This is a genomic window from Sphingomonas sp., assembly GCF_041661885.1.
Taxonomy (GTDB): Bacteria; Pseudomonadota; Alphaproteobacteria; order Sphingomonadales; family Sphingomonadaceae; genus Sphingomonas.
Window position 1 is genome coordinate 20,128 of the sequence record NZ_JBAZTL010000009.1, and the last position, 21,473, is coordinate 41,600.

Sequence of the window (21,473 nt, forward strand, 5' to 3'; positions counted from 1 at the left end):
CCGACCGTGCCCCGTCCCTCGCCGCTACCGACGCGAACGCAAGATCGTCGATGCTTCTGCCCCCCAGCATTGGCGTTATGCCTCGTCGGTGTCGGCGAGTTTCCAATTCGGGTCGCTGCTCTTGAGCGTGCGCACGAAGGTCCACACATCATGCGTTTCGACCGCATCGGTCATCGAGCCCGCAATCACCGTGCCATCGGCATCGCGCGTCACCGCAGCAATATCGGCATCGAAGCGCACCGTGACCCGCGCGACCTTGCCCTCAAGCGAAGCGTCGGAGATGATCGCGCGTTCGATCGAAATGAGCCGGTTGTCGAGCACATGGCCCGCCGTGTTGCGCGCCAGAATTGCGGTGGTGAAGGCATCGCGCACCGAATCCTCGGCCAGCCAGCCAAGCTGTTCCTCGTCGCCCTTCCAGAACGCCTCCAAGATCATGCGATAGGCGGCCTGTGCCCCCCCCAGAAAGCGCGTGACGTCGAAGGTGGAATCGGCGGCGATGATCGCGCGGATACCGGCCTCCGCCTTGGGTTCGATGTTGCGGATAACAGGTTCGCGTACCTCGCCGATTGCCTCAACCTGGCGCGGGACCACCGTCAACGGCGCGCGTTCTTCGGCGGGCTTTGGCATGGGCTGTTCATGCCCCGTGCGCTTGCCCAGCACCCGGTACAGGTTGAGCGCGAGGAACGCGGTCAGCATTACGAGAATAACGGTCAGGAACACGCGGCCTCCGGGGCTTTCAATAGAGGGGACACATAGGCCGATCGCGCCCAGGATTCAAATCGTGCAATGAGATGACGCGTCGCACCGAGTTGAACTCGGCCCACCCCCCTGCTAGGCGCGCGCTTTCGACGAAGCCACGGAAGTGTGGCGCTTATACGATCAGGGTAAGGACGAGTTCCATGAGCGAGCAGGACGACGGCTTCATCACCACCACGGTTCCGACGACCGACCCCTATGGCAATGGCGCGGACACGACTCCTGCCGCCGGCCTCATCTCGCAATATGTGAAGGACTTGTCGTTCGAAAATCCGAACGCGCCGGCCATTTTCCAGAACCAGACCGCGCCTGCCATCGACGTGCAGTTCAATATCGCCTCGGCGCAAGTTGGCGACGATGTCTATGAAATCGTGTTGCGCATCGAGGTGAAGGCAGAGGCAGAGGGCACCGTCGCCTTCCTGGTCGATCTTTCCTTTGCCGGGCTGTTCGGCCTGCGCAATTTCCCCGCCGAGCATCTCCAGCCGTTCCTGCTGGCCGAAGCGCCGCGCCTGATCTTCCCGTTCGCGCGCCGCGTGTTGGCCGACGCGATCCGCGACGGTGGTTTCCCGCCGCTGCTGCTCGAACCGATCGATTTCGCCAGCGTCTTCCTGCAGCAGCAGGAAGCCGCCGAAGAGGCGATCGGCGAGACGGTCGGCAACGCATAAGTGGCCTTGTCATCCCCTTCCGCCACGGTTTGCGCTGAAGGGGATGTTTTTGTGAAGACAGCGCCATGAACCTCGTCAAGTCGCTTGGCTCGATCGGCGGCCTGACGCTGGCCAGCCGCGTGCTCGCTTTGGTGCGCGATTCGCTGGCGGCGCGCTATGTCGGGGCGGGCTTCGCGTCGGACGCGTTCAACGGCGTTGCCTTCCGTTTGCCCAACATGTTCCGCGCCTTGTTTGCGGAAGGCGCGTTTTCCGCTGCCTTCATCCCGATGTTCAACAAGAAGGCCGCCGGGCCCGACGGCATCGCCGGCGGCTATCAATTCGCCGAGCGCGCGCTGGCGGTGCTGCTGCCGATCCTGATCCTGTTCACAGGCGCGCTGATCCTGGCGGCCTGGCCGATCACCTGGCTGCTCTCGGGCGGTTTCGCGCGCCAGCATCCGACCCACGAGCAATTCGCCTTTGCGGTGATGCTCTCGCGGATCACGCTGCCTTATCTGGCGCTGATTTCGCTGGCGTCGCTCTTGGGGGGCATCCTCAATTCGCTCGACAAATTCTGGGTCAATGCCGCCGCCCCGATCCTGCTCAATCTCGCGATGATCGTCGGGCTGTGGTTCTTCCACGGCACCGACGTCTATCAGACCGCGCGCGTGCAGGCGATCTCGGTAACGGTCGGCGGCGTGTTGCAATTGCTGTGGCTGATATGGGCGTGCCACCGCGCTGGAGTCGACATGCGGCTGCGCTTGCCCCGCCTCGATGCCGATGTGCGCGAGATGTTGCGGTTGATCGTCCCCGCCGCCGCCGGAGCGGGTGCATCGCAGATCAATTTGCTGATCTCGACCTCGCTCGCGGGCAGCCTGCTCGCCTCGGGCTCGATCACCTATATCTATTATGCCGACCGGCTGAACCAGTTACCGCTCGGACTGATCGGGATTGGCCTGGGCACGATTCTGTTGCCGACCATCTCCCGCCTGCTCTCGACCGGGCAGGACAGTGCCGCGATGGAAACGCAGAATCGCGGGATCGAGTTGGCGCTGTTCCTCACCCTCCCCGCCACCGTCGCCTTCATGGTCGCCGCCGAGCCGATCGTGCGCGGGCTGTTCCAATATGGGCATTTCACCGCGATGGACGCGCGCCGCTGCGGCTGGGCGCTCAGCGCCTTCTCGATCGGCCTGCCATCCTATGTGCTCGTGAAGGTGCTGACGCCCGGTTATTATGCGCGCGGCGATACCAGGACGCCGGTGCGCTACGCGATGATTTCGATTGCGGTGAACATCGTCGGCAACCTCATCCTGATCCCGCTGATCGGCCATATCGGCCCGCCGCTCGCCACCGCGCTCGCCTCGACTGTGAATGTCGCGATGCTGTATCGCACACTCGTTGCGCGCGGCCATTTTACAGCGGACAGCGCTCTGCGCCGCAAGGTCCCGCGCCTGCTGCTCGCAGCATTACTGATGGGCGCCACCGTTTTCGCGTTCGAGCGCTTGCTCACTCCCTATCTCGGCGGCGCGCTGATCGTGCGCTATGCCGCCCTTGGCGTACTGGTCGGCGCGGGCAGCGCGGTCTATGGCGTGGCCTGTTTCGTCACCGGTGCTTACCGGATCGCGGACCTGAAGGCGCTGATGCGGCGGCGCGGCGCCTCCAACACCCCCAAGCCCGCCCAGGAATAAGCGTATGCGTGTCGTCTCCGGCATCCAGCCAACCGGCAACCTTCACCTCGGCAATTATCTTGGTGCGATCAAGCAGTGGGTGGCCCTTCAAGATTCAATGGGGCAGGATGCGATGCCGGAAGGCGATGATTGCCTGTTCTTCCTGGCCGATCTCCACGCGCTGTCGCAGCCGGTCATCCCGGCGGAACTCAACGCCCACACCACCGAAATGGCCGCAACCTTGCTCGCCTGCGGCATCGACCCCAAACGCGCGATCCTGTTCAACCAGGCGCGTGTGCCCGCGCACAGCGCGCTCCATTGGATTCTGGGCGGCACCGCACGCATGGGCTGGCTCGGCCGCATGACGCAGTGGAAGGACAAGGCCGGCAAGAAGGGCGAGACGCAAAGCGTCGGCCTGTTCACTTACCCCGTGCTGCAAGCCGCCGACGTGTTGCTCTATCAGGCGACGCATGTGCCGGTCGGCGAGGACCAGAAGCAGCATCTGGAACTCGCGCGCGACATCGCGGTGAAGTTCAACACCGATTATGGCGACACCTTCACCCTGCCCGAGCCGTTCATCTCCAAGGCCGCCCCGCGCATCATGAGCTTGCGCGATGCGAGCGCGAAAATGTCCAAGTCCGATCCGTCGGACGCCAGCCGAATCAATCTGGTCGATGACGACGACACGATCGCGGGCAAGATCCGCAAGGCCAAGAGCGATGCCGATGGCTTGCCGGGCGAAGTTGCCGGCCTCGCCGAACGCGCGGAGGCGCGCAATCTGGTGACGATCTACGCAGCCCTTGCCGGCGTGACGCCCGATACGGTGCTGGCGCAATTTGCGGGGCAAGGCTTCGGCGCGTTCAAACCCGCGCTGGCCGATCTGGCAGTGGCGACGCTCTCGCCGATCCGCCAGCGGCTGACGGGGTTGCTCGACGATCGCGCGGCGGTGAGCGCCGTGCTGGCCGAGGGCGCAGCGCGCGCGAGCGTGCTGGCGGCCCCGACGCTGGCGGCGGCGCAGGCGGCGGTCGGGTTGCAGGTGTAACCTCCGCCGCAGGCCGACCCACCCCCGGCCCCTCCCTTCCAGGGAGGGGAGGAAGATGGCCGCGCACGTCTCCCCTCCCTGAAAGGGAGGGGTTGGGGGTGGGTTGCTCTCCGTATCGTGAAACGCCAGCCTAACGGAAAATTCTCTCTCCCAGCGGGAGAGGGAAAACCTTACCCCTCCAGCTCGCGCAGCAAATAGCGCACGGCGGTGTCGATCTCGCGATCCTTGTCGCGCAATTCCTCGATCCGACGCACCGCGTGGATCACGGTCGAATGGTCGCGCCCACCGAACTTGCGCCCAATCTCGGGCAGCGAGCGCGTCGTCAGCCGCTTGGCGAGGTACATGGCGATCTGGCGCGGCCGTGCCACCACCACCGCGCGCCGCGCCGAGACCAGATCGACCGGCTTCAGCTCGAAATGCGCCGACACCGCCTTCTGGATCTCGTCGATCGTCACGCGACGTTCCGCCCCGCGCAGCACGTCGCCCAGCGTCGCCACCGCGAAATCCAGATCGATCTCGACCCCGGTCAGTTGTGCATAGGCCACCACGCGGTTGAGCGCGCCTTCCAGATCGCGAATGTTCGCGGTGATGCGCGACGCCAGCAAATCGAGCACCTCGCCCGGCACCTTGGCCCCCGGCATGTCGACCAGCTTGCGCGCCAGCACCGCGCGGCGCAGCGCCAGATCGGGTGCCTTGATGTCGGCCACCAGCCCGCACGACAGCCGCGAAGTGATCCGCGCCTCCACGCCGTCCAGCCCCTGCGGGCAGCGATCGGCCGAGATGACCAGCCGCTTGCCCGCCCCCATCACTTCGTTGATCGTGTGGAAGAACTCTTCCTGCGTCGAATCCTTGCCCGCGATGAACTGCAGATCGTCGACCAGCAGCAGATCAGCCGAGCGCAGCCGCGTCTTGAAGCTGTGCGTGTCGCGGTTGCGCAGCGCCTGCACGAAATCGAACATGAAGCGTTCCGCCGACATCAGCAGCACGCGCGCACCGGGCACCGCCGCAAGATAGGCAGCACCAATCGCATGCATCAGATGCGTCTTGCCCTGCCCGGTGCCGCTGTGGAGGAACAGCGGGCTGAAGCGCGGCACGCCGGGCTCGGCCAACGCGCGCGCGGCATTGTACGCGACCATGTTGGACGCATCGACCACGAAACGATCGAAGGTGAAGCGCGGGTCGAGCGCGGGGCGATCGGCCACGACCACCGGCGTTTCGACCGGCGCGGGGAGCGTATCGACCGTCAGCACCGCCGGGGCCGCAACCGTGGCGGCTCCCGTCTCGATCGACACGGCGCGCACGCCCGGCAATACCGCGCGGAATTCCTGCAGCAGCCGGTCGGCATAATGGTTGCGGACCCAATTGGTCATAAACGCCGACGGCAACGCCAGCCGCACCACACCGCCACCGCTGGACGGCAACAGCGCCATCGGCTTCAGCCACTGATCGAACAACCGCGCCCCGGCTGATTCGCGCAAATGCGCGCGCACGGTGTTCCAGGCCTGCACGACGGAATCATCGCCGCGCACGCCATCCACGTTTGTGCCGTTCGCGCTCGCCCCCCCGTTCAACGTCACGACCACACCAAAAACCTTTGTTTCGCCGCGATGGCTTTCGCCCCGCCGCCGGAATTACACAGACAAAGCCCCCCACAGCCGGAATCACCGCCTGCATGACGTTGCCATTCGAATTGAGTCGCGAGACGCTCGGTCTGCGCGTTGGGAGGTCAGTTATGAAGATCGCAGCGAGTCGATCAAGGCCTCGCCCTGTCAGATTATTGAAATAATCTGGATTGACTCGGTTTCTGCCACGGATTCGCGTCGAATTTCTTATAAGTGATTGTTATATAACAATTTCACTCGTGACACTTTCGTGTCGGTTTTGCGAATCGCGGTGAATCCGTGGGTTGTGATCTTTTGCGGTGCGCGCGGTCCCGGAACGTTCCATGCACGCGCGATCGGGATCGGATAAAAGCGACACCAACGACAAAAAGCCCGCCAGATTTGCATCCAGCGGGCGTTTTTACCGCAAAATCGGCGAGAATCAGGCCAGCGCGGAGAGGCGCTTGGTCAGGCGCGAGAACTTGCGGCTCGCAGTGTTCTTGTGCAGCACGCCCTTGGCAACGCCACGCATCAGCTCGGGCTGGACCAGCGCCATCGCAGCGGTGGCTGCGGCCTTGTCACCCGCTTCCAGTGCATTCTCGACCTTCTTGACGAAAGTCCGGATGCGACCGGTACGGTTGCCGTTTACCAGTGTCCGCGCGGCGTTACGACGGATACGCTTTTTCGCCTGTGGCGTGTTCGCCATGAAGCCCTCTGATTCTGCAAATAAGAAAGGGCGGGAGAAAGCTCCCGACCCCGGAAGCCGTGCGCCTTAGCGAGAACACGCGTGCCGGTCAATCACCGCTGGCATTTTGGACACCAAAATGTCGAGCGTCCGCCCTCGGCGTAGCGCGCCACCGTCCCGCCACAGCCACAGGCCTGCCCTTCACGGCCATAGACCGCGAATTGCTTGGAGAAATAGCCGAGTTCCCCATCGGGCCGCGCATAATCGCGCAAGGTTGATCCGCCCGCCTCGATCGCTGACTGCAACACCGCGCGAATCGCCGCGATGAGTCGCTCCAGCTCTGTATGCGACAGCTCGCCCCCGCCCCGCTTGGGTGAAATGCCGGCGAGATGAAGTGCCTCGCACACATAGATGTTGCCGAGCCCGGCGACGATTCGCTGGTCGAGCAGCAACAGCTTGATCGAGGCCACCCGCCCGGCGAGCGCGGCTTGCAGCGAAGCCACGGTCAAATCCGGACCGAGCGGTTCCGGCCCCAAGGCCTTGAAGGCCGGAAAATCGGGGAGCGCGGTCGTCGCCAGCAAATCGACCGAGCCGAAGCGCCGCGCGTCGTTGAGCGCGAGCCGCCGTGTCGCGGTTTCGAGAATCAGGTGATCGTGCGGCAGCACCTCGCCAGGGTCGATGCGCCAGCGCCCCGACATGCCGAGGTGGAACACCACCGTGTCACCGCGATCGGTTTCGATCAGCCCATATTTGGCGCGCCGCGAAAGGCCCGTAACCGTCGCCCCGGTCAGGCGCTGGCCGAGATCAGCCGGAAAGGGTCGCCGCAAATCGGGGCGGCGGAGCTGGACCAATATGATGCGCTGACCCTCCAGCACGGGCCGCAGCCCGCGCACGGTGGTTTCGACTTCGGGTAATTCGGGCATTCCCCGCTTTTGCCCGAACGGTGCCAGGGGTCAACGTGCCTACCGTGCTATTGCGTCTCTGCGTCCTCTGCGCCTCTGCGCGAACCAATTTTGTTCGCGCAGAGGCGCAGAGGACGCGGAGAAGAAGAGATTCCTCGGCCACGCGCGGAGCAATTTGACGGAGCAGCAACGCGATGGTTTGCGCCGCCGCTTCGCTCGGCTAGAGCGTGCGGCATGACCGACACCCATTCCGGCTCCGATAGCGCCCCCGGCACCGTCACCTTCGGCTACGAAGACATTCCCGCCACCGAAAAAACCGCGCGCGTCGGCGGGGTGTTTTCCAGCGTGGCGCGCAGCTATGACATCATGAACGACGCGATGTCGGGCGGGATGCACCGCCTGTGGAAGGATCGCTTCGTCCGCCGCGTGAAGCCACGCGCGGGCGAGCAGATCCTCGATATGGCAGGCGGCACCGGCGACATCGCCTTCCGCCTGGCCGAATCGGGCGCGAGCGTGACCGTCGCCGACATCAACCCGCAAATGCTCGAAGTCGGCATGGAACGCGCCGCCAAGCGCGGCATTGACGGCCTGGTATGGACCGAGGCCAATGCCGAGACGCTGGTCTTCCCCGACCGATTCTTCGATGCCTATACGATCGCCTTTGGCATCCGCAACGTAACCGACATCCCCAAGGCACTGCGTGAGGCGCACCGCGTGCTGCGTCGCGGTGGGCGGTTCTATTGCCTGGAATTCTCGACCACGCTGTGGCCCGGTTTCGCCGATGTTTATGACGTTTATTCGCACAAGGTGGTGCCGCAACTCGGCAAGCTGCTGGCGCAGGATGCCGACAGCTATCGCTACCTGATCGAATCGATTCGCCGCTTTCCCGATATGCCGACGTTCGAGGGCATGATCTGCGATGCCGGCTTCGTGCAGACCGGAGTCGAGCCGATGCTCGGCGGGCTGGTCGCGATCCACCACGGGTGGAAGATTTGATGGGCAGCGCCGTTATTCTCCCCTCCCTGGAAGGGAGGGGTTGGGGGTGGGTTGGCCCGTTGCTGACCGCTGTCCTCTCCACGGGCCGACCCACCCCCTACCCCCTCCCTTCCAGGGAGGGGAGAAGGCAGTGACCGCCCCCGTTATCCACCTGTGGCGCCTGCTCAAATGGGGTCGCATCCTCGCGCGGCACGGCGCGCTCTCGGGCATCGAGCGCGATCCCAATACGCCGACGCCGGTGCGTCGCCTCGCGCGGATCGCACGGATCGGCGCGCGCGTCCCCGCCGTGCCGCGCTATGCCGATGCGTTTCAGGCGATCGGCCCCGCCGCGATCAAGCTCGGCCAGACGCTGGCGACGCGTCCCGACATTGTCGGCGAAGCGGCGTCCGACGATCTGATGCGGCTGCAGGACGCGCTGCCCCCCGTGCCGTACGACACGATCCACGCCGCGATGACGCGCGCGTTCCAGCGTGATCCGGCAGACTTGTTCGCCTCGATCGATCCCGTCCCGGTCGGCGCGGCGTCGATCGCGCAAGTCCATCGCGGGGTTACCACCGATGGCCGCACCGTCGCAATCAAGGTGCTGCGCCCCGGCGTCGAGGAGGACTTCACCCGCGCGATCGACACCTATGAATGGGCGGCGGCGCAAGTCGAGGCGATGGGCGGCGAACTGTCGCGGCTGCGCCCACGGCTGGTGATCGAGACGTTCAAGCGCTGGACCGCGCGCGAGCTCGATTTGCGGCGCGAAGCCGCCTCGGCTTCCGAACTGGCCGATGCGATGATGGCCGAGCCCGATTTTCTCGTGCCCAGGATCGATTGGCAGCGCACCACCGGCCGTGTGCTGACGCTCGAATGGATCGACGGAATCAAGCTGTCCAACCGCGCGGCGCTGGTCGAAGCCGGCTATGACATGCAGGCGCTGGCCAACACGCTCGTCCACGCTTTCCTGCGCCAGGCGATCGCCGAAGGCTTCTTCCATGCCGACATGCACCAGGGCAATCTGTTCGCGCTGCCGGGTGGCAAGATCGCTGCGATCGACTTTGGCATCATGGGCCGGATCGACCGGCGCGCGCGGGTGTGGCTCGCCGAAATTCTCTACGGGCTCATCACCGGCAACTACCGGCGCGTCGCCGAGATTCATTTCGAGGCGGGCTATGTGCCGCCGCACCACAATGTCGCCGAGTTCGCGACGGCGCTGCGCGCGGTTGGCGAACCGATGCGCGGCATGGCGGTGAAGGACATGTCGATCGGCATGATGCTCGACGGCCTGTTCAACATCACCCGCGATTTTGACATGCAGACGCAGCCGCATTTGCTGCTGCTGCAAAAGACGATGGTGATGGTGGAGGGCGTGGCGACCAGCCTCGACCCCGAGATCAATTTGTGGGACGCCGCCGCCCCGTTCGTGCGCGAATGGATCCGCACCGAACTCGGCCCCGAAGCGGCGGTGGCCGACCGGCTGGTCGAGGGCTTCCGGACGCTGTCGCGCTTGCCCGATCTGGTGCGCAACATCGAACGGCGCTTCCCCAATCCGCCCGGCGCACCGCCCGAGCCGCCGCTCAAGCATATCGAGGTGCTGCGTTTTGGCGGCGGCTGGCGTTATGCGTTGGTCGCGCTGCTGAGCTCCGGCGCGAGCCTCGGCCTGGGGTGGATGCTCTGGGGGTGAAGGACACCGCGCCCCTCTGGCTCACGGCGCCCTCGCGCTTTGCCGTGTTGAAGCCGCAGGGGGCTCGCCTTGGCCTTGCGCTGCTCGCGCTGCTGCTGCTCGCAACGTTGCTCGCGCTGGCCAGCCCGGGGCCGCCGCCGACCAGCCATGATCCGGCCCACCGTGCCGACGATCAAGCCGATGTCGTGCTCTACGAAACCATCGTCCAGGGCATTCGTGGTGGTGGCAGTTACTATCCGGTCGCCGCGCAAGCGTTGCGCGGCGGGGATTATCCGATGCGTCCGTTCGTAACCTTCCGGCTGCCGACGCTCGCGGTCGTGCAGGCGACACTGCCGCCGACGACGATGCTGATCCTCCTCTATGCGCTGGTGGCGGGTGTCGTATTCGCCTGGTATCGGCGGTTGCGCGGGGCTTTTATCCGCCCCGCACCGCAGGGGATTGCGATGGCCTTGCTCGCGGGCGGCCTGGTCGCCTTCGTCCAAAGCGAGCTGGCCAGCTTTCATGAGATTTGGGCGGGTCTGCTCGTCGCGCTGTCGCTCGCCGTGCGTCGCGACGGCAAATGGGTGGAAGCGGTCGCCATCGGCCTTATCGCGATGCTGATCCGCGAAACCGCCGCGCTTTATGTCGCGATCATGGCGGTGTTCGCCTTTGCCGAGGGCAATCGCAAGGAAGCGATCGGCTGGGCCGCGACGTTGGGCGTGTTCGCGATCGTGATCGCCGCACATGCCCATGCCGTCTCGCTCGTGGTGCGCGAAACCGATCCCGTGTCGCCGGGCTGGGCCGGGCTGCTGGGCTTCGGCTTCTTCGTGAAGACGATGCAGCTTTCGACCGCGTTGGCAATGGCACCCCTGTGGCTCGCCGCCCCGTTGGTTGGCCTTGCGCTGTTCGGCTGGTCGGCGTGGAACAGCGCGCTTGCCCTGCGCACGCTTGCGACCCTGGTGGCCTATGCGGTGCTGCTGGCCCTGTTCGGGCGCGCCGACACCTTCTATTGGGGGCTGATGATCGCGCCCACGCTCCTGATCGGCCTTGCCTTCGCGCCCGATGGCGTGCGCGATTTGATCGCGCGCGCGCAGGACCCGCGCCGCAAGATCACCGTGACGCGGGTGGTGCGATGAAGATCCTGCTGATCGTCGGCGGCGGCATTGCCGCCTACAAGGCGTGCGAGCTGATCCGGCTGTGCCGCAAGGGGGGCATTGCGGTGAAGTGCGTGCTGACCGATGGCGGCGCGCATTTCGTCACGTCGATGACGCTGGCGGCTTTGTCCGAAAATCAGGTCCATACCAGCCTGTGGGACCTGAAGGATGAAGTCGAGATGGGCCATATCCAGCTCAGCCGCGAGGCCGACCTGATTGTGATCGCGCCCGCCACCGCCGATTTGATGGCAAAGATGGCCGCCGGTATCGCCGATGACCTGGCAACCACCCTGTTGCTGGCGACCGACAAGCCCGTGCTTGCGGCGCCCGCGATGAACGTGCGCATGTGGCAACACCCCGCGACGCGGCGCAACGTCGCCACGCTGCGCGGCGATGGCGTGACGGTGCTGGAACCCGATGACGGCGCGATGGCGTGCGGCGAATACGGCCCGGGCCGCCTGCCCGAGCCCCCGGCGATTTTCGCGGCGATCCTGGCGGCGTTGGCGGGGTGACCCGCCCCCACATCCTCGTCACCGCCGGCCCGACCCATGAACCGATCGACCCGGTGCGGTATCTCGCCAATCGCTCATCGGGCAAACAGGGCTTTGCGATCGCCGCCGCGCTGGCCGAACGCGGCGCGCGGGTGACGCTGGTGGCGGGGCCGGTCACCCTTCCCACGCCGCCAGGCGTGACGCGCATCGATGTCGAGACTGCGCGGGAGATGGCCGCAGCGGTCGACGCCGCGCTCCCGGTCGATGCTGCGGTGATGGTCGCCGCCGTCGCCGACTGGCGCGTCGAAAGCGCTGGCCAGAAGATCAAGAAAGGCGCGGGCGGACCGCCGACGCTGCGGCTCGTCGAAAACCCCGACATTCTCGCCACGCTCGGTGCCAGTACGCAGCGCCCGCGTTTGCTGATTGGCTTCGCAGCGGAAACCGAACGCGTGATCGAGCACGCCACCGCCAAGCGCGCGCGCAAAGGCGCCGACTGGATCGTCGCCAACGATGTGTCGGGCGACGTGATGGGCGGTGCAGCCAACACCGTCCACATCGTGACTGCGGCAGGGGTCGAAAGCTGGGAACGCCTGCCCAAGGACGCCGTCGCTGCGCGGCTGGCCGACCGCATCATGATGGCGCTCGCCACGGGGTAACCATTGCGCGGACGAATCCGGCGGCATAGGCTCGCACCGGTTGCCGCGTACCGATCAGCAGGGAAGGTTTGCACGGGATGGTCCGAATTCTGATCGCGTCGGGGGTGCTCGCCGGATCGCTCGCGCTTGGTGGATGTGTGGCGGGCGTGGCCGTGGGTGCGGTCGATCTTGCGGCGCGCTCCGCCAAGGGGCGGCCCGTCCCGAACGCCTATCTGCAGCCGACCGCCACCAACGACTGCACCAGCTATGCCACGCGCTATGGCACCGTCCACATCATCGACGTCGAACAACATACCCCGTCCAGGATCATCGTGTGGGGCACGGTCGATGACGGCAAGGAAAAGCGGTCGTTCCAGTGCAATTACGGCTCCAAGATCACCGGTTTCAAACTGCGCGCGATCAAGACCCGCGACTGACGCCCCCTTCGACAGGCCGGATGCGCCTTGCTATGAGCGCATCATGACTGCCCCGATCACGATCGCGCTGAAACGCCTGCCACATGGCGCGGGCCTGCCCCTGCCCGCTTATGCCACCGCGGGCGCGGCGGGCATGGATGTCGTCGCCGCCGAGGATTGCGTGCTGGCCCCAGGCGGGCGGGCCGCGATTGCAAGCGGCTTCGCCATCGCCATTCCCGAAGGTTATGAGGTGCAGGTACGCCCACGCTCGGGCCTGGCGCTGAAGCACGGCGTCACCTGCCTCAACACGCCGGGCACGATCGACAGCGATTATCGCGGCGAAGTGAAGGTGATTCTCGCCAATCTGGGGCAGGACCCATTCCCGATTGCGCGCGGCGACCGGATCGCACAGCTTGTCCCCGCCCCCGTACAACGCGCGATGCTGGAGGTGGTGGAGACGCTCGACGACACGGTGCGCGGCTCCGGGGGCTTTGGATCGACCGGACGATGATCGCGCTGCTTTTGCTTCAGGCGGCAGAATTGCCCGCCCTCCCCGCCGACTGGTCGGCGCTCGCGCCGATTCCCTATGTTGCGGCCCCCAAGGTGACGCCCGAACTGTCAGGCTTCGTCGCGAATGAGATCACCGCCGGACGTTGCACCGTGCCCAAGCCCGCCGACGGCCATTATGTCGTCCGCGTCGATGTCGCCACGCTGGTCGCCGCCGACGGGACGGTCCGCCGCACGATGCCGCACGCCATCGCCTGCCCGACGGTCGAGCAATATGCGGCGGGCCTCGTCACCGGTTTCGCGCGCGGCAATTTGCCGATGCGGCCCGGCGCAGTCGATGCCTGGTATCGCGCGACGATCGTGTTCGAATGGAACGCCTGAGACCCTTGGTGACGCTCTCCGACGAGGAACTGAACCGTTACGCCCGCCACATCGTGCTGCGCGAGGTTGGCGGCGCGGGGCAGATGCGGCTGAAAGCCGCGTCGATCGCGTTTGTCGGCGCAGGCGGCATTGGTAGCCCGGCGATTCAATATCTGGCCGCCGTAGGCGTCGGGCGGCTGGTGCTGATCGACGATGACACGGTCGATCTGTCCAACCTGCAACGCCAGACGTTGTTCGGCGATGCCGATATCGGCGCGGGCAAGGTCGCAGCGGCGGCGCAAGCCGCACGCCGGATCAACCCGCACGTCCTGATCGACCAACGCGCAGAACGGTTGACCCCGGACAATGCCGCGTGCCTGCTTGGCGGAGCGGACGTCGTGATCGACGGCACCGACAGTTTCGCGACACGTCTGGCCGTCGCCGACGCCGCACACGGCCTGCGCATCCCGCTTGTCTCGTCCGCAGTCGGGCAGTTCGAGGGGCAGCTCGGCGTGTTTCGCGGCTGGGAGGCGGACAAGCCGTGCTATCGCTGCTTCGTCGGCGGCGCGGTCGATCAGGCGGGCGACAGTTGCGCCGAACAGGGCGTGCTGGGCGCGATGACCGGGGTGATGGGCAGCCTCGCCGCGCTGGAGGCGATGCGCAGCGTGGTGGGGTTCGGTGATGACAGCGCGGGTAAGCTGCTGCTGATCGATGCGCTCGCCTTTCGCTTCCGCACGATCGCATTGCCCAAGGATCCGGGATGCAAGGGATGCGGTTAGCGGGGTTTTAAGGGAGCGCGCGCTATGCGCCTGCCATGACCTCTCCGCGCATCCTCGTTATCTTCGGCACCCGGCCCGAAGCGATCAAACTCTTTCCCGTGGTTGCGGCGCTCAAGGCGCAGGGTGGCCTTGATGTGCGCACCTGCGTGACCGCGCAGCATCGCGGGCTGCTCGACCAAGTGCTCAGCATCGCCAATCTGCGCCCCGATATCGATCTCGACCTGATGGAGCCGGGCCAGACGCTCGACCGCCTGACCGCGCGGCTGCTGATCGGGCTTGGCGATGTGATGGATGCCGAAAAGCCCGACCGGGTGATGGTGCAGGGCGACACCGCCACTGCGATGGTCGGTGCGCTGGCGGCATATTATCGCAAGGTGCCGGTCAGCCATGTCGAGGCGGGCTTGCGCTCGGGCGACATTTACCAGCCCTGGCCCGAGGAAGTGAACCGCCGGATCGTCGCGCCGATCGCAGACCAGCATTTCGCGCCGACCGAGACCGCCGCCGACGCACTGCGCCGCGAAAATATCGCCCCCGCGACGATCCACGTCACCGGCAACACCGTGATCGATGCGCTCTACGCAACACGCGCCAAGCTCGCCGCCGACCCCACGCTCGCCAGCGGGCTCGACGGTATTGCGCAGCGTTTCGCGGGCAAGCGCATCATCCTGGTCACCACCCACCGGCGCGAGAATTTCGGTGGCGGCATGGACAATATCGCGCACGCGCTCGCCCGCATCGCCGCGCGCGATGACGTGGCGATCCTGTTCCCGATGCACCCCAACCCCAATGTGGTGGAGGCGATGAACCGCGTGCTGGGCGACCGGTCCAACATCGCGCGGATCGATCCGCTCGATTACCCCCACTTTATCCGCGCGCTGGAGCTGTGCGACATCGCGCTGACCGATTCGGGCGGCGTGCAGGAGGAAGCGCCCGCGCTTGCCAAGCCCGTGCTTGTGATGCGCGAGACGACCGAACGCCCCGAAGGCGTAGCGGCAGGCACCGCCAAGCTGATTGGCACCGATCCCGAGCGGATCGTTTCCGAAATATCAACCCTCCTCGACGACAAGGGCGCGTACCAGGACATGGCACGCGCCCACAATCCGTTCGGCGACGGCCATGCGTCCGGCAGGATCGCAAAGGTAATCGCCGATGGTTTCGGATGCTGAACTGAAGGTTGTCGTGGTCGGGCTGGGCTATATCGGCCTGCCGACCGCCGCCGTGATCGCGCGCACGGGTGCCAAGGTGCTCGGCATCGACGTGTCGGAACATGTCGTCGAAACGGTCAATTCGGGCAAAATCCATATCGAGGAAGTCGATCTCGACGGCCTCGTCTCGGGCGTGGTCGCGCGTGGCACCTTGCGTGCGGCGACACAGATCGAACCCGCCGATGTGTTCGTCATCGCAGTGCCGACGCCCTTTGCCGACGATCATGCGCCCAATATCGGCTATGTCCTGCGCGCCGCGACCACCATTGCCGCCGTGCTGAAGGCAGGCGATGTCATCATCCTCGAATCGACCTCCCCCGTCGGCACGACCGAGAAGGTGCGCGACTTGCTCGCGCAATTGCGGCCCGATCTGAAGGTGCCCGGCAAGACCGGCGAGAGCGCCGACATTGCCATCGCCTATTGCCCCGAGCGCGTTTTGCCGGGGCGCATTCTGGTCGAGCTGATCGACAATGACCGTGTGATCGGCGGCATCACCCCGCGTTGTGCGCGGAAAGCGCTGCAATTCTACCGCCGCTTCGTGCGCGGCGCGTGCGTCACCACCACCGCGCGCGCGGCGGAGATGACCAAGCTGACCGAAAACGCGTTTCGCGACGTCAACATCGCCTTCGCCAATGAACTGAGCCGCGTCGCCGACACGATGGAGGTCGATGTGTGGGAGGTGATCCGCCTCGCCAACCGCCACCCGCGCGTCAACATCCTCTCGCCCGGCCCCGGCGTCGGCGGGCATTGCATCGCGGTCGATCCGTGGTTCCTGGTTCATGCCGATCGCGACAACACCCCGCTGATCCGCACCGCGCGCGAAGTGAATGACGCCAAGATCGACTATGTCGTCGAGCGCGCCGAGGCGATGGTCGCGGCGCATCCGGGCGCGCGCGTCGCCTGTCTGGGCCTCGCCTTCAAGGCCAATATCGACGATTTCCGCGAGAGCCCCGCACTCAAGGTGGCGACCGCACTCGCGCAGCGCTTCGGCGATCGGCTCGACGTGGTCGAGCCTTATACCCGCGCCCTGCCCGCTGCGTTTGACGGCACTGGTGCGACGCTGACCGACATCGATACCGCGATCGAGACATGCGGTATCATGATCGTGCTGGTCGACCATGATGTGTTCAAATCGGTGCCGGTCGATGAGCGCGCCGACAAGATCGTCTATGACACGCGCGGCATCTGGCCCGATCAGCCGCGCGCGCCTGCTCGCACGGAAGCGTTGCGCCTCGCCAGCTAAGGCCTGATAGGGAACGCCATGTCGACCGATCCCATCCTCGTCACCGGTGTCGCCGGGTTCATCGGTATGCACGTCGCGCGCGCGCTGCTGGCGCGGGGTGAGCACGTCATCGGCATCGATAATTTCAACGATTATTATCCCGTCAGCCTGAAGGAAGCGCGCGTCGCGGCGATTGCGGCAGAGGCAGACGGCCGCTTCACGCTGCACCGCGTCGATTTCGCCGATCATGCCGTGCTCGATGCCGCGCTCGGGTCGGCGCACTTTTCCCGCATCGTCCATCTCGGGGCCCAAGCCGGGGTGCGCTATTCGATCGACAATCCGCGGGCCTATATCCATTCGAACATCGCAGGGCACCTCAACCTGCTCGAACTCGGGCGGCAGCGCGGCGTCGCGCATCTCGTTTATGCGTCGTCCTCCTCCATCTATGGCGGCGATGCGAACGTCCCGTTCAAGGTCGATGACCGCGCCGACCGACCCTTGTCGCTCTATGCAGCAACCAAGCGCGCCGACGAGTTGATGAGCGAAACCTACGCGCATCTCTATCGCCTGCCGCAAACGGGGTTGCGCTTCTTCACGGTCTACGGGCCGTGGGGGCGGCCCGACATGGCAATGTGGCTGTTCACCAGCGCGATCCTCGAAGGTCGCCCGATTCAGGTGTTCAACAACGGCGATATGCGGCGCGATTTTACCTATATCGACGATATCGTCGCCGGGATCATCGCCTGCCTCGACCATCCGCCTGCGGACGACGGCAGCATCAAGGCCGGCGGCAGCCCGGCCCCGCACCGGCTCTACAATATCGGCAACCACCGCTCGGAGCGGCTCGACCGGCTGATCGACCTGATCGAGGCGGCGTGCGGCAAGCCCGCGATCCGCATCAACGCGCCGATGCAGCCGGGCGACATGCAGGATACCTTCGCCGACATCAGCGCGATCCAGCACGACCTTGGCTTCGCGCCGACCACGCCGATCGATGTCGGCGTACCGCGCTTTGTGGAATGGTATCGCGGTTACAAAGAGCACGGATCTTCGCAAACGCAGCACTGGACTGGCTAGGACAGGCTGCTATGGCTCGGGCTTCATATGCCGGGGACATGTAGATGACGAAGACCGCGCTGATCACCGGGATCACCGGGCAGGACGGGGCCTATCTTGCCGAACTGCTGCTCGCCAAGGGCTATGAAGTCCACGGCATCAAGCGACGTTCGTCCTCGTTCAATACCGGCCGGATCGACCATCTCTATCAGGACCCGCACGAACTCGGCGCGCGGTTGCACCTGCATTATGGCGACATGACCGATTCGATGAATTTGACGCGGATCGTCCAGGAAACCCGGCCCGACGAAATCTACAATCTGGCGGCGATGAGCCATGTTCAAGTCAGTTTCGAAACCCCCGAATATACCGCCAATGCCGACGGCATCGGTACGCTGCGCCTGCTCGAGGCGATCCGGCTGCTGAAGATGACCGAGACCACGCGCATCTATCAGGCGTCGACGTCGGAGCTGTACGGGCTGGTGCAGGAAGTGCCGCAGTCGGAAACCACGCCCTTCTACCCGCGCTCACCTTATGCCGCCGCCAAGATGTACGCCTATTGGATCACGGTGAATTACCGTGAGGCCTATGGAATGCACGCCTCCAACGGCATCCTGTTCAACCATGAAAGCCCGCTGCGCGGCGAGACCTTCGTCACCCGCAAGATCACCCGCGCCGTCGCGGCGATCCACCTTGGCCATCAGGATATGCTGTGGCTCGGCAATCTTGACGCCAAGCGCGACTGGGGCCATGCGCGCGATTATGTCGAGGGCATGTGGCGGATCGTGCAACAGCCTAAGGGCGACGATTTCGTGCTGGCGACGGGCGTTACGCAAACCGTGCGCTCGTTCGTCGAACTCGCCTTTGCCGAGGTCGACACGCAGATTTCGTGGAGCGGCGAAGGCGTCGATGAGGTCGGCGTCTGCGCCAAGACCGGCAAGACGCTGGTCAAGGTTGATCCGCGCTATTTCCGCCCGACCGAAGTCGATTTGCTGATCGGCAATCCCGCCAAGGCCAAGCGCGTGCTCGGCTGGGAAGCGACCACCACGCTCGGCGAATTGTGCGCGGAAATGGTGCGCGAGGATTTGAAGGTCATCGCGCGCGAGGCCGCGCAGCGCCGCCCCGACGAAGAGCGCCCCGCCTCGCTTTATGCGATCAAGGGCTGAACCGCATGACCGTCCCCTTCTCCCTTGAGAACAAGCGCGTCTGGGTTGCGGGCGAGCGCGGCATGGTCGGGCGCGCGATCGTGCGGCGGCTGGCCGGGGAAGGCTGCACGATCGTCTCGCCCGAGCGCCGGATCGATTTGCGCGACCAGGCAGCGACCTTCGCCTGGCTGGACGAAGCGAAAATCGACCTGATCTTCCTCGCCGCCGCCAAGGTCGGCGGGATTGCCGCGAACAACGCGTTTCCGGGTGAGTTCCTCTACGACAATCTGATGATCGAGGCCAACGTGATCGAAGGCGCGCGCCGCGCCAGGGTCGCCAAGCTGGTGTTCCTCGGCTCGTCGTGCATCTTCCCCAAGATGGCGCCGCAACCGATCCCCGAAAGCGCGCTGCTGACCGGGCCGCTCGAGCCGACCAACGAATGGTATGCCATCGCCAAGATCGCCGGGTTGAAGCTGTGCGCCGCCTATCGCCGCCAATATGGCTGTGACTTCATTTCCGCGCAGCCGACCAACCTGTACGGCCCATTCGACAATTTCGATCTCGAATCGAGCCATGTCCTGCCCGCGCTGCTGCGCAAGGCGCATGAAGCGAAGCTGGCGGGCGCCGCCGAGATGACGGTATGGGGCAGCGGCACGCCACTGCGCGAATTCCTGCATGTCGACGATCTCGCCGACGCGCTGGTGTTCCTGGCGCAGACCTATTCGGCCGAAGATTTCGTCAATATCGGCACGGGCGAGGAATTCAGCATCGCCGAGCTTGCGCATATGGTGAGCGCGGCGGTCGGCTTTCCGGGCACGCTGGTGTTCGACGCGACGCGCCCCGACGGCACGCCGCGCAAGCTGATCGACACCACGCGGCTGCAGGGCCTGGGCTGGAAACCGTCAATCCCGATGCAGCGCGGGCTGGCGGAGGTGTATGACTGGTTCCTGGAGCACCGCGCATCCGCCTGAAATACTGACGTTGCCTAAGGTCATGCCCTCATTTTTCTACGGATGCCCTTCATGAAAAAAGCCCTAAAACGCAGTGCCCGTTTCCTGCAGCGTGTCACCGGCCTTGACCCGAAGGCCTTGGCCAATGCCCGCTATTTCCCGCGTTATTGGCGCGAATTGCAGGCGTTTCGGGCGCAAGGCGGCACGGTCGAGCGACTATGGCCGATTCTGGGGGATTATCACGACAGTTCGGGCTCGGCCTCGGGCCATTATTTCCATCAGGATTTGCTGGTGGCGCAATTCATCTATACCGCCAATCCCGACGCGCATCTGGACGTAGCCTCGCGCATCGACGGGTTCGTTGCACATGTCGCCACGTTCCGGGCGATCGACGTGCTCGACATCCGCCCGCTGCCACCGACCGCGCACGCCAATATCCGCTTCGTCCAGGCCGATCTCATGCAGCCGCAACCCGAATTGCAGGCGCGCTATCCCTCGGTCAGTTGCCTGCACGCGCTCGAACATTTCGGGCTGGGCCGCTATACCGACAGCATCGACGTCAACGGTCACCGCAAGGGCTTCGACGCGATCGCCGCCTTGGTTGCGCCGGGCGGCGTATTCTATCTAAGCTTCCCGGTCGGGCGATCCCGCGTCGAATTCAACGCGCACCGCGTCTTCGCGCCGGGCGAACCGCTGGAATGGGCGGACGGTCGCTTTACACTCGAGCGCTTCGACTATGTCGATGACGCTGGCGCGTTGCACGTCTCCGCCAAGGTCGAGGATGCCGCCGCGCTCGATTATGGTTGCGGCATTTATACGCTGCGCAAGGCTGACCAATAGTCAGCCTTGCGCGAAGCCTCAGGCTTCCAGAGTGAAGATCGTATTGATCGAATCGGCGTAAAACTCGCGATAGCCGTTCGCCAGCAGGCTGGCGCGCACTTCACGATGCGATGTCTGCAACGACGCGTCGCCTTCAAAATCGCTGTGCCGATCGATCAGCTCGACGATCATCACGCGTGGACGCCACGCGCTTTGCAGCAACGTCGCGACAATCGCTTGCTCGCCCCCCTCGACATCGATCACCATCAAATCGAAACGGTGCGGGATCGCATTGCGTTGAAAAACCGTCTCCAGTCGGTCGGTACGGATTGACTGCGACGTTGCGGCCCGAGACGCGTCCTGCGCCCAACTGATGGTGTTATAGAGTTCCGCAGTCGGCGCGTTCATGGTCGAAAGCGGGCCCATCACGCTGATCTCTGCGGTGCCAGCGGTGTCGGCAATACCGACATTCTCGGCAACCACGCGATTGAACAGGTGGCGCGCCCGCGCGCGCGCGTGATAAGCGGGGATCGGTTCAACATAGACGCCGCGCCACCCCTGATCCGCAAGAAACGACGTGTTCGACCAGGTTTCCCCGTCAAATGCGCCGACTTCCACGAAAACACCCGTATCGGGTGCCAGGCCCAGCGCGCTGTATTTCTCCCGAAGCTGCGGGATTTGGCACGTCGCCGAAATCGTTGCTTGCCCCGACAATTTCGCCTGAAGGCCGCGCGAAACGGCGAAGCCCAAGGAGCGGCCAAGCTCCAAAACACTTTTGGCCTGCTTACGCATCACGTGT

Annotated in this window: 21 protein-coding genes and 1 pseudogene; 17 read left to right on the forward strand and 5 right to left on the reverse strand. The window is 65.1% G+C overall.

Going from position 1 to position 21,473, the window contains the following annotated elements:
* Window positions 1-75: 75 nt before the first annotated feature.
* On the reverse strand, window positions 76-720 hold the full coding sequence (locus WC704_RS15765) for a Tim44/TimA family putative adaptor protein (RefSeq protein ID WP_372891599.1): 645 nt from the start codon (window positions 718-720) through the stop codon (window positions 76-78).
* Between the two features lie 179 nt (window positions 721-899).
* Here WC704_RS15765 and secB point away from each other — a divergent pair, with 179 nt between their 5' ends.
* From secB to trpS, 3 genes are all read left to right on the forward strand, one after another.
* Window positions 900-1,421: a protein-export chaperone SecB gene (gene secB / locus WC704_RS15770; protein ID WP_372891601.1), complete on the forward strand. Its 522-nt coding sequence runs from the start codon at window positions 900-902 to the stop codon at window positions 1,419-1,421.
* A gap of 65 nt (window positions 1,422-1,486) precedes the next feature.
* Window positions 1,487-3,085: a murein biosynthesis integral membrane protein MurJ gene (murJ, locus tag WC704_RS15775; RefSeq protein ID WP_372891603.1), complete on the forward strand. Its 1,599-nt coding sequence runs from the start codon at window positions 1,487-1,489 to the stop codon at window positions 3,083-3,085.
* Between the two features lie 4 nt (window positions 3,086-3,089).
* Window positions 3,090-4,106, forward strand: coding sequence for a tryptophan--tRNA ligase (trpS, locus tag WC704_RS15780; protein ID WP_372891605.1), 1,017 nt, complete (start codon window positions 3,090-3,092; stop codon window positions 4,104-4,106).
* A gap of 170 nt (window positions 4,107-4,276) precedes the next feature.
* Here trpS and dnaA read toward each other — a convergent pair whose 3' ends face one another.
* From dnaA to mutM, 3 genes are all read right to left on the reverse strand, one after another.
* Window positions 4,277-5,644, reverse strand: coding sequence for a chromosomal replication initiator protein DnaA (gene dnaA, locus WC704_RS15785; RefSeq protein WP_372891717.1), 1,368 nt, complete (start codon window positions 5,642-5,644; stop codon window positions 4,277-4,279).
* 505 nt (window positions 5,645-6,149) lie between these two features.
* Window positions 6,150-6,413 carry a 30S ribosomal protein S20 gene (rpsT, locus tag WC704_RS15790; RefSeq protein ID WP_033966658.1) on the reverse strand — a complete coding sequence of 88 codons (264 nt, stop codon included), beginning with the start codon at window positions 6,411-6,413 and terminating at the stop codon, window positions 6,150-6,152.
* Window positions 6,414-6,505: 92 nt separating this feature from the next.
* Window positions 6,506-7,315 carry a bifunctional DNA-formamidopyrimidine glycosylase/DNA-(apurinic or apyrimidinic site) lyase gene (gene mutM / locus WC704_RS15795; RefSeq protein WP_372891608.1) on the reverse strand — a complete coding sequence of 270 codons (810 nt, stop codon included), beginning with the start codon at window positions 7,313-7,315 and terminating at the stop codon, window positions 6,506-6,508.
* A gap of 213 nt (window positions 7,316-7,528) precedes the next feature.
* Here mutM and WC704_RS15800 point away from each other — a divergent pair, with 213 nt between their 5' ends.
* The 14 genes and pseudogenes from WC704_RS15800 (at window position 7,529) to WC704_RS15865 (ending at window position 20,695) form a co-directional block, all read left to right on the forward strand.
* Complete coding sequence (locus WC704_RS15800) at window positions 7,529-8,290, forward strand: class I SAM-dependent methyltransferase (protein WP_372891610.1); 762 nt, start codon at window positions 7,529-7,531, stop codon at window positions 8,288-8,290.
* 130 nt (window positions 8,291-8,420) lie between these two features.
* Entirely contained in the window at window positions 8,421-9,956 is a 1,536-nt protein-coding gene (gene ubiB, locus WC704_RS15805) for a 2-polyprenylphenol 6-hydroxylase (RefSeq protein WP_372891612.1), read from the forward strand.
* The gene (locus WC704_RS15810; RefSeq protein ID WP_372891614.1) at window positions 9,953-11,071 is read left to right on the forward strand and encodes a hypothetical protein; all 1,119 of its coding nucleotides are present in this window, start codon (window positions 9,953-9,955) and stop codon (window positions 11,069-11,071) included. Before ubiB ends, WC704_RS15810 begins: the two co-directional genes overlap by 4 nt.
* Window positions 11,068-12,236, forward strand: a pseudogene (gene coaBC / locus WC704_RS15815) (bifunctional phosphopantothenoylcysteine decarboxylase/phosphopantothenate--cysteine ligase CoaBC). Before WC704_RS15810 ends, coaBC begins: the two are co-directional and overlap by 4 nt.
* A 77-nt stretch (window positions 12,237-12,313) precedes the next feature.
* Window positions 12,314-12,652 carry a hypothetical protein gene (locus tag WC704_RS15820; RefSeq protein ID WP_372891616.1) on the forward strand — a complete coding sequence of 113 codons (339 nt, stop codon included), beginning with the start codon at window positions 12,314-12,316 and terminating at the stop codon, window positions 12,650-12,652.
* Between the two features lie 43 nt (window positions 12,653-12,695).
* Window positions 12,696-13,142 carry a dUTP diphosphatase gene (dut, locus tag WC704_RS15825; protein ID WP_372891618.1) on the forward strand — a complete coding sequence of 149 codons (447 nt, stop codon included), beginning with the start codon at window positions 12,696-12,698 and terminating at the stop codon, window positions 13,140-13,142.
* The gene (locus tag WC704_RS15830) at window positions 13,139-13,519 is read left to right on the forward strand and encodes a hypothetical protein (protein ID WP_372891620.1); all 381 of its coding nucleotides are present in this window, start codon (window positions 13,139-13,141) and stop codon (window positions 13,517-13,519) included. Before dut ends, WC704_RS15830 begins: the two co-directional genes overlap by 4 nt.
* An 8-nt stretch (window positions 13,520-13,527) precedes the next feature.
* Window positions 13,528-14,277 (forward strand): ThiF family adenylyltransferase, encoded by a 750-nt coding sequence (locus WC704_RS15835; RefSeq protein WP_372891622.1) that lies wholly within the window; start codon window positions 13,528-13,530, stop codon window positions 14,275-14,277.
* A 35-nt stretch (window positions 14,278-14,312) separates the two neighbouring features.
* A complete protein-coding gene (gene wecB / locus WC704_RS15840; RefSeq protein ID WP_372891624.1) occupies window positions 14,313-15,443 on the forward strand; it encodes a non-hydrolyzing UDP-N-acetylglucosamine 2-epimerase in 1,131 nt (376 codons plus the stop codon).
* Window positions 15,427-16,725, forward strand: a complete 1,299-nt coding sequence (gene wecC, locus WC704_RS15845) for a UDP-N-acetyl-D-mannosamine dehydrogenase (protein WP_372891626.1) — start codon at window positions 15,427-15,429, stop codon at window positions 16,723-16,725. Before wecB ends, wecC begins: the two co-directional genes overlap by 17 nt.
* An 18-nt stretch (window positions 16,726-16,743) precedes the next feature.
* Window positions 16,744-17,781 carry an NAD-dependent epimerase/dehydratase family protein gene (locus WC704_RS15850; RefSeq protein ID WP_372891628.1) on the forward strand — a complete coding sequence of 346 codons (1,038 nt, stop codon included), beginning with the start codon at window positions 16,744-16,746 and terminating at the stop codon, window positions 17,779-17,781.
* A gap of 44 nt (window positions 17,782-17,825) precedes the next feature.
* Window positions 17,826-18,926 (forward strand): GDP-mannose 4,6-dehydratase, encoded by a 1,101-nt coding sequence (gene gmd / locus WC704_RS15855; RefSeq protein ID WP_372891630.1) that lies wholly within the window; start codon window positions 17,826-17,828, stop codon window positions 18,924-18,926.
* A 5-nt stretch (window positions 18,927-18,931) separates the two neighbouring features.
* Window positions 18,932-19,876 carry a GDP-L-fucose synthase family protein gene (locus WC704_RS15860; protein ID WP_372891632.1) on the forward strand — a complete coding sequence of 315 codons (945 nt, stop codon included), beginning with the start codon at window positions 18,932-18,934 and terminating at the stop codon, window positions 19,874-19,876.
* A 51-nt stretch (window positions 19,877-19,927) separates the two neighbouring features.
* Window positions 19,928-20,695 carry a DUF268 domain-containing protein gene (locus tag WC704_RS15865; RefSeq protein WP_372891634.1) on the forward strand — a complete coding sequence of 256 codons (768 nt, stop codon included), beginning with the start codon at window positions 19,928-19,930 and terminating at the stop codon, window positions 20,693-20,695.
* Between the two features lie 18 nt (window positions 20,696-20,713).
* Here WC704_RS15865 and WC704_RS15870 read toward each other — a convergent pair whose 3' ends face one another.
* Window positions 20,714-21,466: an FkbM family methyltransferase gene (locus WC704_RS15870; RefSeq protein ID WP_372891636.1), complete on the reverse strand. Its 753-nt coding sequence runs from the start codon at window positions 21,464-21,466 to the stop codon at window positions 20,714-20,716.
* Window positions 21,467-21,473: the final 7 nt, after the last annotated feature.

Coding starts and splice junctions, on each gene's coding strand:
- secB (WP_372891601.1), top strand. CDS start 900: ATGAGCGAGCAGGACGACGGCTTCATCACCACCACGGTTCCGACGACC.
- murJ (WP_372891603.1), top strand. CDS start 1,487: ATGAACCTCGTCAAGTCGCTTGGCTCGATCGGCGGCCTGACGCTGGCC.
- trpS (WP_372891605.1), top strand. CDS start 3,090: ATGCGTGTCGTCTCCGGCATCCAGCCAACCGGCAACCTTCACCTCGGC.
- rpsT (WP_033966658.1), bottom strand. CDS start 6,413: ATGGCGAACACGCCACAGGCGAAAAAGCGTATCCGTCGTAACGCCGCG.
- mutM (WP_372891608.1), bottom strand. CDS start 7,315: ATGCCCGAATTACCCGAAGTCGAAACCACCGTGCGCGGGCTGCGGCCC.
- WC704_RS15800 (WP_372891610.1), top strand. CDS start 7,529: ATGACCGACACCCATTCCGGCTCCGATAGCGCCCCCGGCACCGTCACC.
- WC704_RS15820 (WP_372891616.1), top strand. CDS start 12,314: ATGGTCCGAATTCTGATCGCGTCGGGGGTGCTCGCCGGATCGCTCGCG.
- dut (WP_372891618.1), top strand. CDS start 12,696: ATGACTGCCCCGATCACGATCGCGCTGAAACGCCTGCCACATGGCGCG.
- WC704_RS15830 (WP_372891620.1), top strand. CDS start 13,139: ATGATCGCGCTGCTTTTGCTTCAGGCGGCAGAATTGCCCGCCCTCCCC.
- wecB (WP_372891624.1), top strand. CDS start 14,313: ATGACCTCTCCGCGCATCCTCGTTATCTTCGGCACCCGGCCCGAAGCG.
- wecC (WP_372891626.1), top strand. CDS start 15,427: ATGGTTTCGGATGCTGAACTGAAGGTTGTCGTGGTCGGGCTGGGCTAT.
- WC704_RS15850 (WP_372891628.1), top strand. CDS start 16,744: ATGTCGACCGATCCCATCCTCGTCACCGGTGTCGCCGGGTTCATCGGT.
- gmd (WP_372891630.1), top strand. CDS start 17,826: ATGACGAAGACCGCGCTGATCACCGGGATCACCGGGCAGGACGGGGCC.
- WC704_RS15860 (WP_372891632.1), top strand. CDS start 18,932: ATGACCGTCCCCTTCTCCCTTGAGAACAAGCGCGTCTGGGTTGCGGGC.
- WC704_RS15865 (WP_372891634.1), top strand. CDS start 19,928: ATGAAAAAAGCCCTAAAACGCAGTGCCCGTTTCCTGCAGCGTGTCACC.
- WC704_RS15870 (WP_372891636.1), bottom strand. CDS start 21,466: ATGCGTAAGCAGGCCAAAAGTGTTTTGGAGCTTGGCCGCTCCTTGGGC.